We start from the raw sequence: 13,498 nt of genomic DNA, 5'->3' as shown, positions 1-13,498 counted from the left end.
CATGATCGTAGTTAAAGGCCTGTCCAAGCAGTTCAAGGGCCAGACCGTGCTCAATGGCATCGACCTGACCGTGCAGCCAGGCGAAGTGGTCGCCATCATCGGCCCCAGCGGCTCGGGCAAGACCACCTTCCTGCGCTGCCTCAACCTGCTGGAAACCCCCGACGCTGGGCAGATCCAGATCGGCGCCATCAGCATCGATGCCAATCGCCCGCTGGGTGGGCAGCAGAGTGCGATTCGCCGGTTGCGTCAGCAGGCCGGTTTCGTGTTCCAGAACTTCAACCTGTTCCCCCACCGCACCGCCCTGGAAAACGTCATCGAGGGCCCGGTGATCGTCAAGAAGACGCCCCGCGACCAGGCCATCGCCCTGGGCCGCAAGCTGATGGCCAAGGTAGGCCTGGCGGGCAAGGAAGACGCCTACCCCCGGCGCCTTTCCGGTGGCCAGCAGCAGCGGGTAGCGATTGCCCGTGCCCTGGCGATGGAGCCTGAGGTGATTCTGTTTGACGAACCGACCTCGGCGCTCGACCCGGAGCTGGTTGGCGAAGTGCTCGCCACCATCCGCGGCCTGGCCGAAGAGAAGCGCACCATGATCATCGTTACCCACGAGATGAGTTTTGCCCGTGATGTGGCGAACCGGGTGATCTTCTTCGACAAGGGGGTGATCGTCGAACAGGGTGAAGCCAAGGCGCTGTTTGCGGCGCCCAAGGAAGAGCGTACCCGGCAGTTCTTGCGCAAGTTTCTCGGTACCGCAGCTTCGGAATAAACCTGTACTGGCCTCTTCGCGGGCAAGCCCGCGAAGAAGCCGGCACCTCCTGCGCAAATCTCAACTTCTATATATATTCCAAAAGATTAGTTCATAATCTTTTAATAAGCCTTTAGGGTATATACACCGGACCACCGGACCAGCAAACGTCTGTCGCCATCAGCTGAAGCGACGCATCTACTTTTGTGAGGTTAGGAATGGTCAGGATCACAATCACCCCAGTGCGTATCGCCAGGGCATTGAGTGCAGCCAAGGAGCGGTACTGATGTCCAGCCAGCCAAATACCCTTTTCCACAGCGACGTCGACAGCTCGCCCCTGCTGCTGCCAGCCAAGGTGCTGCGCAACGACGCCGAGGCCCTGCAAGCCGCACGCGAACTGGCCGACGTGGCCCGTGAGCAGGCCGCACGCCGCGACCAGCAACGCAAACTGCCGTGGGCAGAGATCGAGCAGTTCACCCGCAGCGGCCTGGGCAGCATCAGCGTACCCAAGGCCTATGGCGGCCCCGATGTCTCGTTCGAAACCGTGGCGGAAGTCTTCCGCCTGATCAGTGCCGCCGACCCGGCCCTGGGGCAGATCCCGCAGAACCAGTTCGGCATGCTGCAGTTGCTGCGCCTGACCGCCACCGAGGCACAGCAGGCGGTGATCTTCCGCAGCGTGCTGGACGGCTGGCGCATCGGCAATGCCGGCCCCGAGCGCGGCACCAAAGACACCCTGACCCTGAAGGCAAAGATCACCCGCGTAGGCGACGGTTATCGCATCAGTGGTGAAAAGTTCTACTCCACGGGCGCCCTGTACGCCCACTGGGTGGCGGTCAAGGCACTGGACGACGAAGGCCGCCAGCGCCTGGCCTTCGTCCGCCGCGGCAGCCCTGGGCTGCGCATCGTCGATGACTGGTCTGGGTTCGGCCAACGCACCACCGCCAGCGGCACCGTGCTGCTCGACCAGGTACCGGTCGATGCGGAACTGGTGATCGACAACTGGCGCCAGCGTGACACGCCGAATATCCAGGGCGCGGCTTCGCAGTTGATCCAGGCAGCCATCGACGCCGGCATCGCCGAAGCGGCCATCGATGATGCCATCAGCTTTGTGCGCGACAAATCGCGGCCCTGGATCGACGCCAAGGTCGAGCGCGCCAGCGACGACCCGTACGTGATCGCCGACATCGGCCGCCTCAAGCTCGAGCTGCACGCTGCCGAGGCGCTGCTGCGCAAAGCGGCGCGGGTGCTCGATGAGGTCAATGACGCACCCATCGACGCCGCTTCTGCTGCCCGCGCTTCGATCGCCGTGGCCGAGGCCAAGGTGCTGACCACCGAGGTCTCGTTGCAGGCCAGCGAAAAGCTGTTCGAGCTGGCCGGCAGCCGCGCCACCCTGGCCGAGTTCAACCTCGACCGCCACTGGCGCAACGCCCGCGTGCACACCCTGCATGACCCGGTGCGCTGGAAGTACCACGCGGTGGGCGCTTACCACCTGAACGGCAGCCAGCCTGCGCGGCATTCCTGGATCTGATTTGCAGCCTTTGGGGCTGCTGCGCAGCCCATTCGCGGGGCAAGCCCGCTCCCACACCTGAGATCAATGCAGTGTGTCTGTGGGAGCGGGCTTGCCCCGCGAATGGGCCGCACAGCGGCCCCCGGAGAAACACCATGACCACAAACATCATCACCAGCGACACCCAAGCCCTGACCATCGCCGAAGACATCGCCCAGCAACTGCGCCGCGACAGCGCCCTGCGCGACCGCGAGCGTCGCCTGCCCCATGCCGAACTCGACCTGTTCACCCGCTCCGGCCTGTGGGCCATCAGCGTGCCCAAGGCCTTCGGCGGCGCCGGTGTGTCCAACGTCACCCTGGCCAAAGTCATCGCCCGCATCGCCCAGGCCGATGGCTCCTTGGGGCAGATCCCGCAAAACCACTTCTATGCCCTGGAAGTGCTGCGGGTAAACGGTAGCCCTGAACAACAGCAACGCCTGTACGCCGAAGTGCTGGCCGGCCGGCGCTTTGGCAATGCCTTGGCCGAACTGGGCACCAAGACCGCCAACGACCGCACCACCCGCCTGAGCCGCGACGGTGATGGGTTCCGTATCAATGGCCGCAAGTTCTATTCAACCGGTGCCCTTTACGCCCAGCGCATCCCGACCTCGGTGATCGATGACGATGGCGTGCAACAATTGGCCTTCGTCCCCGCCGACAGCCAAGGCCTGCAGGTGATCGACGACTGGAGCGGCTTCGGCCAGCGCACCACCGGCAGTGGTTCGGTGGTATTCGACAACGTGTGGGTCAGCGCCCAAGACGTAGTCCCCTTCCAGAGCGCCTTCGAACGCCCGACCCCGGTCGGCCCACTGGCACAGATTCTCCACGCTGCCATCGACACCGGCATCGCCCGCGCCGCCTACGAAGATGCCCTGCACTTCGTGCGCACCCGCAGCCGCCCCTGGGTCGACTCGGGCCTGGACAAGGCCAGCGAAGACCCCTTGACCCTGAAAAGCTTCGGCCAACTGGCGATCCGCCTGCACGCCACCGAAGCCCTGCTCGAACGCGCCGGTGAATACCTTGACCGCGCCCAGCAAGACAGCAGCGCCGACAACGTCGCCGCCGCCTCCATTGCCGTGGCCGAAGCACGCGCCATCAGCACCGAGATTTCCCTCGCCGCCGGCACCACGCTGTTCGAACTGGCCGGTAGCCAGGCCACCCTCGCCGAGCACAACCTCGACCGCCACTGGCGCAACGCTCGCGTGCACACCCTGCACGACCCAGTGCGCTGGAAGTACCACGCCATCGGCAACTACTACCTGAACAACGAAAACCCGCCGCGCCGGGGGACGATCTGATGGCCAAGCAGATTCTGCTCAATGCCTTCAACATGAACTGCATCGGGCACATCAACCATGGCCTGTGGACCCACCCGCGGGACACCTCGACCCAGTACAAGACGCTTGAATACTGGACCGACCTGGCACGCCTGCTGGAACGGGGCTTGTTCGACGGCGTGTTCATCGCCGACATCGTCGGCACCTACGACATCTATGGCCAGTCGCTGGAGGTAACGCTCAAGGAGTCGATCCAGCTACCCGTCAACGACCCCCTGCTGTTGGTCTCGGCCATGGCTGCCGTCACCCGCAACCTGGGCTTCGGCCTTACCGCCAACCTCACCTACGAGGCGCCTTACCTGTTCGCCCGGCGCCTCTCCACGCTCGACCACCTCACCAATGGCCGGGTCGGCTGGAACATCGTCACCGGCTACCTCGACAGCGCGGCCCGCGCCATGGGCCTGGCGCAGCAACCCGAGCATGATCGGCGCTACGACCAGGCCGACGAGTACCTGCAGGTGCTGTACAAACTGCTAGAAGGCAGCTGGGCTGACGATGCCGTGGTCGCCGACCGCGAGCAGCGCGTCTACGCCCAGCCCGACAAGGTGCGCAAGGTCAGCCACCACGGCGAGTTCTACAACGTCGAGGGCTACCACCTGTGCGAGCCCTCAGCGCAACGCACACCGGTGTTGTTCCAGGCGGGCAGCTCCCCGCGCGGCCTCGCCTTTGCCGGCAACCATGCCGAGTGCGTGTTCATCAGCGGCCAGGACAAAACCGCCACCCGCGCCCAGGTCGACAAGGTGCGCGCGGCCGCCAAGGCGGCGGGCCGCGATCCGCAGGCGGTCAAGGTGTTCATGGGCATCACGGTGATCGTCGCCCCCACTGAGCAACAGGCCCAAGCCAAGCATGCCGAGTACCTGCGCCATGCCAGCCCCGAGGCCGGCGTGGCGCACTTTGCCGCCTCCACCGGCATCGACTTTGCGGCCTATGGGCTGGACGAGCCGATCGGCTTCAGCAAGGGCAACGCCATTCAGTCGGCCACGCGCCAGCTGCAGGAAAACGCCTGGACCCGCCGCCGCTTGCTTGATCAGCACGCCCTGGGCGGGCGCTACGTGACCCTGGTCGGCAGCCCTGAACAGGTCGCCGATGCCCTGATCGCCTGGCTCGACGAAACCGGGCTGGACGGCTTCAACCTGACCCGCACCGTTACACCAGAAAGCTTTGAGGATTTCATCGACCTGGTCATCCCGCAGCTACAACAGCGTGGCCGCTACAAGACCGCTTACGCCGAGGGCACCCTGCGCGAGAAGTTGTTCGATACCGACCACCCGCACCTGCCCGCCAGCCATCCCGGCTCGCGCTACCGCTTTACCCCAACCCCTGCCCCGACTGGAGCCCTGCACCATGCTTGAGAAACTGTTCCGGCCCGTCGCGGCCATTGCGGTCACCCTTGGCCTGTCCGCCAGCGCCTTCGCCGCCGAGCCGTTGAAAATCGGTACCACCTCCGCCTTTGCGATTCCCCTGGAAACCGCCGTGGAAGAAGCCCACAAGCAAGGCCTGGACGTGAAGCTGATCGAGTTCAGCGATTGGATAGCCCCCAATGTCAGCCTCAACAGCGGCGACATCGACGTGAACTACTTCCAGCACATCCCGTTCCTGGAAAACGCCAAGGCCGCTGCGGGCTTCAACCTGGTGCCCTACGCGCCAGGCATCATCAACAACGTCGGCCTGTACTCGAAAAAGTACAAAAGCTTCGCCGAGCTGCCCGAAGGCGCCAGCGTGGCCATCGCCAACGACCCGATCAACAGCGGCCGTGGCCTGCAGTTACTGGCCAAGGCGGGGCTGATCACGCTTAAACCTGGGGTCGGCTACAAGGCCACGGAAGACGACATCATCGCCAACCCCAAGCACCTTAAAATCCTTCAGGTCGAGGCGGTGCAACTGGTGCGCGCCTATGATGACGCTGACCTGGTCCAGGGCTACCCGGCCTACATCCGCCTGGCCAACAGCTTCGACGCCACCTCCGCGCTGCTGTTCGATGGCCTGGAAAACAAAGAGTACGTGATCCAGTTCGTCATTCGCCCGCAAAGCAAGGACGACCCGCGCCTGGCTAAGTTCGTCGATATCTACCAACACTCGCCCGCGGTGCGCGCGGCCTTGAACAAAGCCCACGGCAACCTCTACCAGGCCGGTTGGGAGGGCTGACATGAGCCAGGCCAGCGCGCTCAGGGCGCCGACACCCCAACCATTGCCGCCAACGGCCAAGGAACAGGCCCTGCGCCCAGAGGTCAACGAAGCCCACGTGCGCTTCATCGGCCTCGGCAAGACCTACCCTGGCCAGGCTCAGCCTGCCTTGCAAGGCATCGACCTGAACATCCGCCATGGCGAGATCTTCGGCATCATCGGCCGCAGCGGCGCCGGCAAGTCGTCGCTGCTGCGTACCATCAACCGCCTGGAACAACCCAGCCAGGGCCGCGTGCTGATCGACCAGGTGGACATCGCGCCCTTCGACGAGGACCGCTTGGTTGCGCTGCGCCGGCGCATCGGCATGATCTTCCAGCACTTCAACCTGATGTCGGCCAAGACCGTGTGGCAAAACGTCGAACTGCCGCTGAAAGTGGCCGGCGTGCCCAAGGCCGAGCGCCAGCGCAAGGTGCGCGCACTGCTGGAGCTGGTCGGCCTGCAGGAAAAGCACCACGTCTACCCCGCGCAGTTGTCGGGCGGGCAAAAGCAACGCGTCGGCATCGCCCGGGCGCTGGTGCACGACCCCGAGATCCTCTTGTGCGACGAGGCCACCTCGGCACTCGACCCTGAAACCACGGCCTCGATCCTTGAACTGCTACGTGACATCAACCAGCGCCTGGGCCTGACCATCGTGCTGATCACCCATGAAATGGCGGTAATCCGCGATATCTGCCACCGCGTGGTGGTGCTGGAGCGCGGCGAAGTGGTCGAGCAAGGGGAAGTCTGGCGGGTATTCGGCACACCGCGCCATGAAGTCACGCGGACCTTGCTCGCACCCTTGCAGGCCAAGCTGCCCGCGACTTTGCAGGCCAGCCTCAAGGCCAGCCCGCAGAGCCGCGACAGCGCCGTGGTGCTCAAGCTGACCTTGCTCGGCGAGCCGGAGCTTTCTGCCCTGTTCACCGACCTCGGCGGCCGCGTGCGCCTGCTGCAAGGTGGCGTTGAAACCATCGGTGAGCATGCCCTTGGGCAGTTGATCCTGTCGGTGCAGCATTCGCCACACGACACCCACCAATTGCTGGAGCGTGCCCGCCGTTGGGCCGAAGACGTGGAGGTACTGGGCCATGTGGTTTGATCGCCTGCTTGAAGGCTTGCTCGACACCCTGCTGATGGTCGGCGTGTCGTCGCTGATCGCGCTGTTGGTCGGTGTACCGATGGCGGTGCTGCTGGTCACCAGCGACAAGGGCGGCATCTTCGAGGCACCGCTGCTGAACCGGGTGCTGGGCGCGTTCGTCAACCTGTTCCGCTCGATCCCGTTTCTGATCCTGATGGTCGCGCTGATCCCCTTCACCCGCCTGGTGGTAGGCACCACCTATGGTGTGTGGGCGGCCGTGGTGCCGCTGACCATCGCCGCCACCCCCTTCTTTGCCCGGATTGCCGAGGTGAGCTTGCGCGAAGTGGACCACGGCCTGGTGGAAGCGGCGCAAGCCATGGGCTGCCGTCGCTGGCACATCGTCTGGCATGTGCTGCTGCCCGAGGCGCTCCCCGGCATCGTCGGGGGGTTCACCATTACCCTGGTGACCTTGATCAACTCGTCAGCCATGGCCGGGGCGATTGGCGCCGGTGGGCTGGGCGACATTGCCTACCGGTATGGGTACCAGCGCTTCGACAGCCAGATCATGCTGACCGTAATCGCCATGCTGGTGGCGTTGGTGGCGTTGATTCAACTGGGTGGGGATCGGCTGGCGAAGGGGTTGAACAAGCGGTGAGTTGTTAGGGGCCCTTTTCCTGCCGGTGCGGCGCCCCGGCAAGGCTGCTTCAATAGGCGGCGCGGTTCTTGTAGGAGCGGCCTAGCGTCGCGAATGGGATGCGAAGCAGCCCCAGGATCTCACAGGCGCCCCCATCACGCCCAATCTAGGTCTTGAGCCGGCACCGGCCGGCCGAACCAGTAACCCTGGCCCAGCTGGCACTGCTCCTGCAGCAGGAAGCTGGCCTGCTCTTGCTGCTCGATGCCCTCGGCATGCACTTGCATGCCCATGCTGCGGGCCAGGGCAATGATCACCCGCACGATCGCGATGTCGTCATCGTCATGAGGCAGGCCCGCGACAAAGCCCTGATCGATCTTCAGCTTCTGCACCGGCAAACGCTTGAGCCGCAGCAACGACGAATACCCCGTGCCAAAGTCGTCGATCGCCAGCGTCACACCCAGTTCACGCAGGCGATGCAGCTGCTCCAGCGCCACTTCGGGGTCTTCCATCACCGCACTCTCGGTGACTTCCAGCTCCAACATCGCCGGGGCCAGGCCGGTTTCGTGCAGCACTTCGGCCACCTGCCGATACAACGCGTGCTGGCCAAACAGACGGCTTGAGATATTCACCGCGACGAACGCCAGCTGCCGGCCTTCGCGCTGCCACTGCACCATCTGCAGGCAAGCCTGACGCAGCACCCAAGTGTCGATTTCGGCAATCAACCCGGTGCGCTCGGCGATCGGTATGAACTCGCTCGGCGGCACCAGGCCGCGCTGGGGGTGCGCCCAGCGCACCAGGGCCTCGACCCCTACCCGCTCGGCCGTGGCCAGGTCATGCACCGGCTGGAAGTACACCCGCAGTTCATCCTGCTCCAAGGCACGGCGCAGCTCGCCCGCGGTTTCTACCCGGTGCTGGGCGTGCGCGGTCAGCTCTTCGGTGTACAGCGCATAACAGGCGCGCCCGCTGCTCTTGGCCTTGAACAGTGCCGCGTCGGCATTGCGCAGCAGCTGCTCGGTACCCAGCGCATCGCTGGGGAACAGGCTGATGCCGACGCTGACACTGATGAACAGGCGATGGCCATCAAACACGAACGGCTCGCGCATACGCTCGATGATGCGTTGCGCCAGCTTGCCCGCCTGGCCGACTTGCTGGCAGTTCTCGGCCAGTACACCGAACTCGTCCCCCCCCAGCCGCGCCAGGGTCACCCCATTGCCCACCACCTCGCCCAGGCGCTCGCCCACCAGCTTGAGCAACTGATCGCCGATGGTGTGGCCAAGGCCGTCGTTGATGCTCTGGAAATGGTCCAGGTCGAGCAGCAGCAAACCGCAACCGCGTTTGTTGGCTTGCGCCGTCACCAGCGCCTGCTCGACGCGGTCGGTGAACAGCAGGCGGTTGGGCAGGCCGGTCAGCGGGTCGTGATGGGCCAGGTAGGCCAGTTCCTGCTCGGTATGCTTGATCGCACTGATGTCGCTGAAAACCGCCACGTAATGGCTCAGCTCGCCAGCGTCATCGCGTATGGCGCAGATCGTCTGCCATTGCGGGTAGATCTCGCCGCTTTTGCGGCGGTTCCAGATCTCGCCGCTCCATTCGCCCTTTTTGGCCAGGGTGGCAAAGATCTGCTGATAGAACGACGCGCCATGGCGGCCCGACTTGAATTTGTTCGGGCGCTGGCCAATGACCTCGTCCTGCTGGTAGCCGGTGATACGCATGAAGGCGCGGTTGACGTGCACGATCAGGCCTTGGCGGTCAGTCACCAGCACCCCTTCGAGGGTACTGTCGAACACCGCCGCCGCCATGCGCAGCCGCTCGCGGTCTTCGCAGCGCAGGCGCGCGCCAATGCCGATGAAATTGAGCAGCCGTGCCCGCGACACGAAAATCAGCACCGCGCTGAACAAGACCCAAATCACCACATTGATCTGCCGCCCCACCGTCAGTGCCAGCGGGTCGTCAGTCATACCATGCAGGAGCATCTCCGCCAGCACCAGCCAGAGGATCGACAGCACCACATAGAGCGCAGCCATGCGCAAGGCGTCGCGAACGGAAACAGACATGTCGGGTGGAATAGCCCATGAACGAAGAGCGCGCATTATAAAGGGTGAAACATGTCGTGACGTCCTATCTGAAAGGGTGACTGGTTTTATTTCCCTGCCAAGGGATAATCAGACCCTTCCCCTGTGTTCTCGAGGGTTTTAACACCTATGTGGTACAACGGCCTGCTCGACTTGTCGGCCTGGCAACTGGTCGGCATCACTTTGTTGATGACCCATGTGACCATCGTCAGCGTCACGGTTTACCTGCATCGCTACTCCGCGCACCGGGCTTTGGAGCTCAACGGCGCGCTCAAGCACTTCTTCCGTTTCTGGCTGTGGCTGACCACGGCGCAGAACACCCGCGAGTGGACCGCCGTCCACCGCAAGCACCACGCCAAGTGCGAAACCCCGGACGACCCGCACAGCCCGGTGCACAAGGGTTTGAGCACGGTCCTGCGCAAAGGCGCCGAGCTCTACCGCGAAGAGGCACGCAACCCCGAAACCCTGCGCATCTATGGCAAGAACTGCCCGGACGACTGGATCGAGCGCAACCTCTACTCGCGGTACAAGCTGGGCGGCATTGCCCTGCTGGCGGTGATCGACTTGCTGCTGTTCGGCACTATTGGCATCACCATCTGGGCGGTGCAGATGATGTGGATTCCGTTCTGGGCCGCTGGCGTGGTCAATGGCCTGGGCCATGCCGTCGGCTACCGCAATTTCGAATGCCGGGACGCCGCCACCAACCTGGTGCCGTGGGGCATCGTCATCGGTGGCGAAGAGCTGCACAACAACCACCACACCTACCCCAACTCGGCCAAGCTGTCGGTAAAACGCTGGGAATTCGACATGGGCTGGGCCTGGATACGCCTGTTCTGCTTCCTGCGCCTGGCCAAGGTGCAGCGTGTGGCGCCGATCGCCCACAGGGTCGAAGGCAAGGCCAACCTGGACATGGACACTGCCATGGCGATCCTTAACAACCGCTTCCAGATCATGGCCCAGTACCGCAAGCTGGTGATCGGCCCGCTGGTGCAGCAAGAGTTGGCCAAGGTCGACGCGTCGATGCGCCACCGTTTCCGCCGCGCCAAGCGCCTGCTGTCGCGGGAGACCAGCCTGTTGGAAGACCGCCACCACGTGCGCATCGAGACGCTGCTCGCGCATAGCCAGGCCCTCAAGGTCATTTACGAAAAACGCCTGGCCCTGCAGCAAATCTGGGCACGCACCAGCGCCAATGGCCACGACATGCTCGCGGCCATGAAGGACTGGGTGCACGAGGCCGAAGCCAGCGGCATCCATGCCCTGCACGACTTCGCCGCACAACTGAAAACCTACTCCCTGCGCCCAACCGGCGCCTGACCGCCGTTGATCGGCACGCCCTGCTGGCAGGGCGTGCCGCCTGGAACTTCCCCCCCTGCCCACCACTCCAACTCGGCACATCGCCCGCGTGGCGGGCCTGATGCTGCCCGCACGCTCACTTGTCGAGACTCGCTCGTGCACATGGCCAAGAACATTCCTACTTCCCTGCCCGGCCCCACACCTCCAGAAGCCGCCAAGACCTTGCTGGCCCTGCTGCACGCCCAAGGGGAAGTCGCCCGCCTGAGTGAACGCGAACAACTCTTCAGTTCATTGCTGGACAGCGTCAATGCCGTGCTCTGGGCCTTTGACTGGGAAGCCCGCCAGGTGCTCTACGTCAGCCCAGCGTACGAACGTATCTTTGGCCGCCCGATCAGCCTGGTGCTGGCCGACTACAACGAGTGGCGCGACAGCATCTACCCCGACGACCTGGAGTACGCCGAGCGCAGCCTGGCCCAAGTACTGCTCAAAGGCTCGGTGGAAGACCGCGAATACCGCATACTCAATGCCGAAGGCCAGGTGCGCTGGCTGAGTGACAAGTGCTACATCAACCAGCACCGCGAGGGCGAACAGCGGGTCATCGTTGTCGGTATCGCCGAAGACATCACCGAAAAGAAGCAACTCGAAGGCGAACTGCATCGCCTGGCCACCACCGACGTGCTGACCCAGAGCAGCAACCGCCGGCACTTCTTCGAATGTGCCCAGCAGGCCTTCGACAGCGCCCGCGAGGACGGCACGCCACTGGCCTTCCTGCTGCTGGACATCGACGATTTCAAGCAGATCAATGACAGCTACGGGCACCAGGAAGGCGACCAGGTGCTGCAGCGCATCGCCGACAGCGGTAAAGCCGTGCTACGCCGAGGGGACCAGTTTGGACGTATTGGTGGCGAGGAGTTTGCGGCCGTGTTCCCAGGCTGTAATGCACAAGTGGCCGAGCAGATCGCCGAGCGTTTGCAGCGAGAGATCCAACGGCTGAGCTTCAGCCACGACGAGCACATCTACGGGGTGACCGTGAGCCAGGGGCTGACGGCGTTGACGGATGAGGATGAGTCGCTGGACAGCCTGTTCGCCCGCGCCGATGCGGCGATGTATCGGGCCAAGCGGCAGGGGAAGAATCAGATTGTGCGGGGCTGAACTCAACACAGGCCATGCACGATTTGTAGGAGCGGCCTTGCGTCGCGAAAGGGGCGCGTAGCGGCCCCAGGCTTTCAGCTTCGCCGCCGATATTGCCGGGGCTGCTTCGCAGCCCTTTCGCGACGCAAGGCCGCTCCTACAAGAATCGCACGTGATGTCAGATGGAGGCTTCGTCCTGCGGCTTCTCCACTTTGCGCAACCGGCCCAGCTCCGCCAAGCCGAGCTTGAGCAGCCGCGCAGTCTTGTTACTGGCAACCTGCTCCAACCCATGCTCAGCCGGCAGCCGTGACAATTGCCCGGCCAGGTTCATCGCGAGGATCTCCCGCGAATACACGCCACCGCCCAGTTGGTAGATGGCCGCGATCAGTTCACGCAGTGCCAGTGGCAAGCGCCAGCGCGTGCGCAGCGCCGAACCGAATGCCGCGCCGTATTCATCGAGCGACTTGCGGACCGTGCCCTCGTCCAACTCACCACCGGCCAGGCGCCACTCTTGCAGGCAGCGCAGCACTGCCAGGTCGCCCAGGCAATGCAACAGCCCGGCGCAGTAACAACGCCCTTCATCCAGCTCCAACATACGCGCGAGGCTGCGGCCGTACTCAGCGCAGTGTAGCGAGAGGTTCCAGAAGTGCGCCGCGTGCTGCGCCAGCAAGGGATCGCTCAGCCGTGCGCTGCGTTTGAGGGTCATGCCCAGGATGAGGTTCATGCTCTGGGTGCTGCCAAGCTTGTTCAACGCCTGCAGCAACGTTTGCACGGGCGCGTCGCGGTGCAGGGCGGCGCTGTTGGCGGCGGCGATGAGCACTGCGGTAACCTGCGGGTCGTTGCGCACTTCCTCTTCAAGCACCTTGAGATTCAGGCCCTGAGGGTTCAGCGCGCGCTTGATCGCCACCTGCACATCGGCCAGCAGCGGCCCGCCATCGGCCGTTGCGCGGCGCTGCTCGAGGTAACCGGCCAGGCTGGCACCCGGCTGCAAAGGTGGCACCGGGCAGGCGATTTCTTCGCCAACGGCCAGCAGGAGTTCTTCCAGGCGCTTGCGCAGGTTGTCCAGGTTCAGTGGCTTACTCAGGTAAGCGGTGGGGTGCAGGGGCAACGCTTCGCGCACGCTGGCACTGTCGCTGCGGTTGCTCATGAGAATGAACGGCAACCCCGGGCCCTTAGCGCGAACCTTGCGCAGCAGGTCGAGGCCATCGACGCCGGCCAGCTCACGCGCAGCGATGATCAGGTCGGGCTTGCTCGACAGCGCGCTCAGCGCCTGCGAGCCGTCGGCGCAGACCTGCAGACGGGCGTCGCAACGCACGCTGAGCAGCATATCCTTGAGCATGTCACGCACCCACGGGTCGCCCTCGACAATCAGTACGCAAGGTGGGGTGGGGTCTACAGCGCTCATGGCCAACTCCTGAATATCCCTGACACGCAATCCGTCGCAGCTTCCAAGGCAAGTCCTGCGTCAACGATAGCGTCCATCACGTTTTCTGGGCACAAAAAAAACCCGCCGA

At 64.1% G+C, this 13,498-nt stretch carries 11 protein-coding genes; 9 read left to right on the top strand and 2 right to left on the bottom strand.

Annotation, left to right across the window (positions count from 1 at the left end; all coding sequences use genetic code 11):
• The first annotated feature begins 1 nt into the window (after position 1).
• From tcyN to HU764_RS26595, 7 genes are all read left to right on the top strand, one after another.
• Positions 2 to 760, top strand: coding sequence for an L-cystine ABC transporter ATP-binding protein TcyN (gene tcyN, locus HU764_RS26625; protein ID WP_085273875.1), 759 nt, complete (start codon positions 2 to 4; stop codon positions 758 to 760).
• Between the two features lie 265 nt (positions 761 to 1,025).
• Positions 1,026 to 2,267: an SfnB family sulfur acquisition oxidoreductase gene (locus tag HU764_RS26620; RefSeq protein ID WP_186681847.1), complete on the top strand. Its 1,242-nt coding sequence runs from the start codon at positions 1,026 to 1,028 to the stop codon at positions 2,265 to 2,267.
• A 134-nt stretch (positions 2,268 to 2,401) separates the two neighbouring features.
• Positions 2,402 to 3,583, top strand: coding sequence for an SfnB family sulfur acquisition oxidoreductase (locus HU764_RS26615; protein ID WP_186703124.1), 1,182 nt, complete (start codon positions 2,402 to 2,404; stop codon positions 3,581 to 3,583).
• Positions 3,583 to 4,974: an LLM class flavin-dependent oxidoreductase gene (locus tag HU764_RS26610; protein WP_186703123.1), complete on the top strand. Its 1,392-nt coding sequence runs from the start codon at positions 3,583 to 3,585 to the stop codon at positions 4,972 to 4,974. Before HU764_RS26615 ends, HU764_RS26610 begins: the two co-directional genes overlap by 1 nt.
• Positions 4,967 to 5,767, top strand: coding sequence for a MetQ/NlpA family ABC transporter substrate-binding protein (locus tag HU764_RS26605; protein ID WP_085273879.1), 801 nt, complete (start codon positions 4,967 to 4,969; stop codon positions 5,765 to 5,767). Before HU764_RS26610 ends, HU764_RS26605 begins: the two co-directional genes overlap by 8 nt.
• 1 nt (position 5,768) lies before the next feature.
• Positions 5,769 to 6,878 (top strand): methionine ABC transporter ATP-binding protein, encoded by a 1,110-nt coding sequence (locus HU764_RS26600; protein WP_085273880.1) that lies wholly within the window; start codon positions 5,769 to 5,771, stop codon positions 6,876 to 6,878.
• Positions 6,868 to 7,512 (top strand): methionine ABC transporter permease, encoded by a 645-nt coding sequence (locus HU764_RS26595; RefSeq protein WP_008096606.1) that lies wholly within the window; start codon positions 6,868 to 6,870, stop codon positions 7,510 to 7,512. Before HU764_RS26600 ends, HU764_RS26595 begins: the two co-directional genes overlap by 11 nt.
• A 134-nt stretch (positions 7,513 to 7,646) precedes the next feature.
• Here the strand turns inward: HU764_RS26595 and dibA are convergent, their stop codons facing one another.
• A complete protein-coding gene (dibA, locus tag HU764_RS26590) occupies positions 7,647 to 9,542 on the bottom strand; it encodes a phosphodiesterase DibA (protein WP_186681841.1) in 1,896 nt (631 codons plus the stop codon).
• A 147-nt stretch (positions 9,543 to 9,689) separates the two neighbouring features.
• On the opposite strand from dibA, the gene desA reads away from it, so the two are divergent.
• Complete coding sequence (gene desA, locus HU764_RS26585) at positions 9,690 to 10,874, top strand: delta-9 fatty acid desaturase DesA (protein ID WP_085273883.1); 1,185 nt, start codon at positions 9,690 to 9,692, stop codon at positions 10,872 to 10,874.
• Positions 10,875 to 11,015: 141 nt separating this feature from the next.
• Positions 11,016 to 12,005 (top strand): GGDEF domain-containing protein, encoded by a 990-nt coding sequence (locus HU764_RS26580; RefSeq protein WP_186703122.1) that lies wholly within the window; start codon positions 11,016 to 11,018, stop codon positions 12,003 to 12,005.
• Between the two features lie 157 nt (positions 12,006 to 12,162).
• On the opposite strand, the gene HU764_RS26575 is transcribed toward HU764_RS26580, so the two are convergent.
• Entirely contained in the window at positions 12,163 to 13,389 is a 1,227-nt protein-coding gene (locus HU764_RS26575) for a response regulator (RefSeq protein WP_186703121.1), read from the bottom strand.
• Positions 13,390 to 13,498: the final 109 nt, after the last annotated feature.

It is taken from the genome of Pseudomonas kermanshahensis (assembly GCF_014269205.2).
Lineage (GTDB): Bacteria > Pseudomonadota > Gammaproteobacteria > Pseudomonadales > Pseudomonadaceae > Aquipseudomonas > Aquipseudomonas kermanshahensis.
Note: the sequence above shows the minus strand (reverse complement) of the source record. Positions and strands in the feature narration are given on the sequence as shown.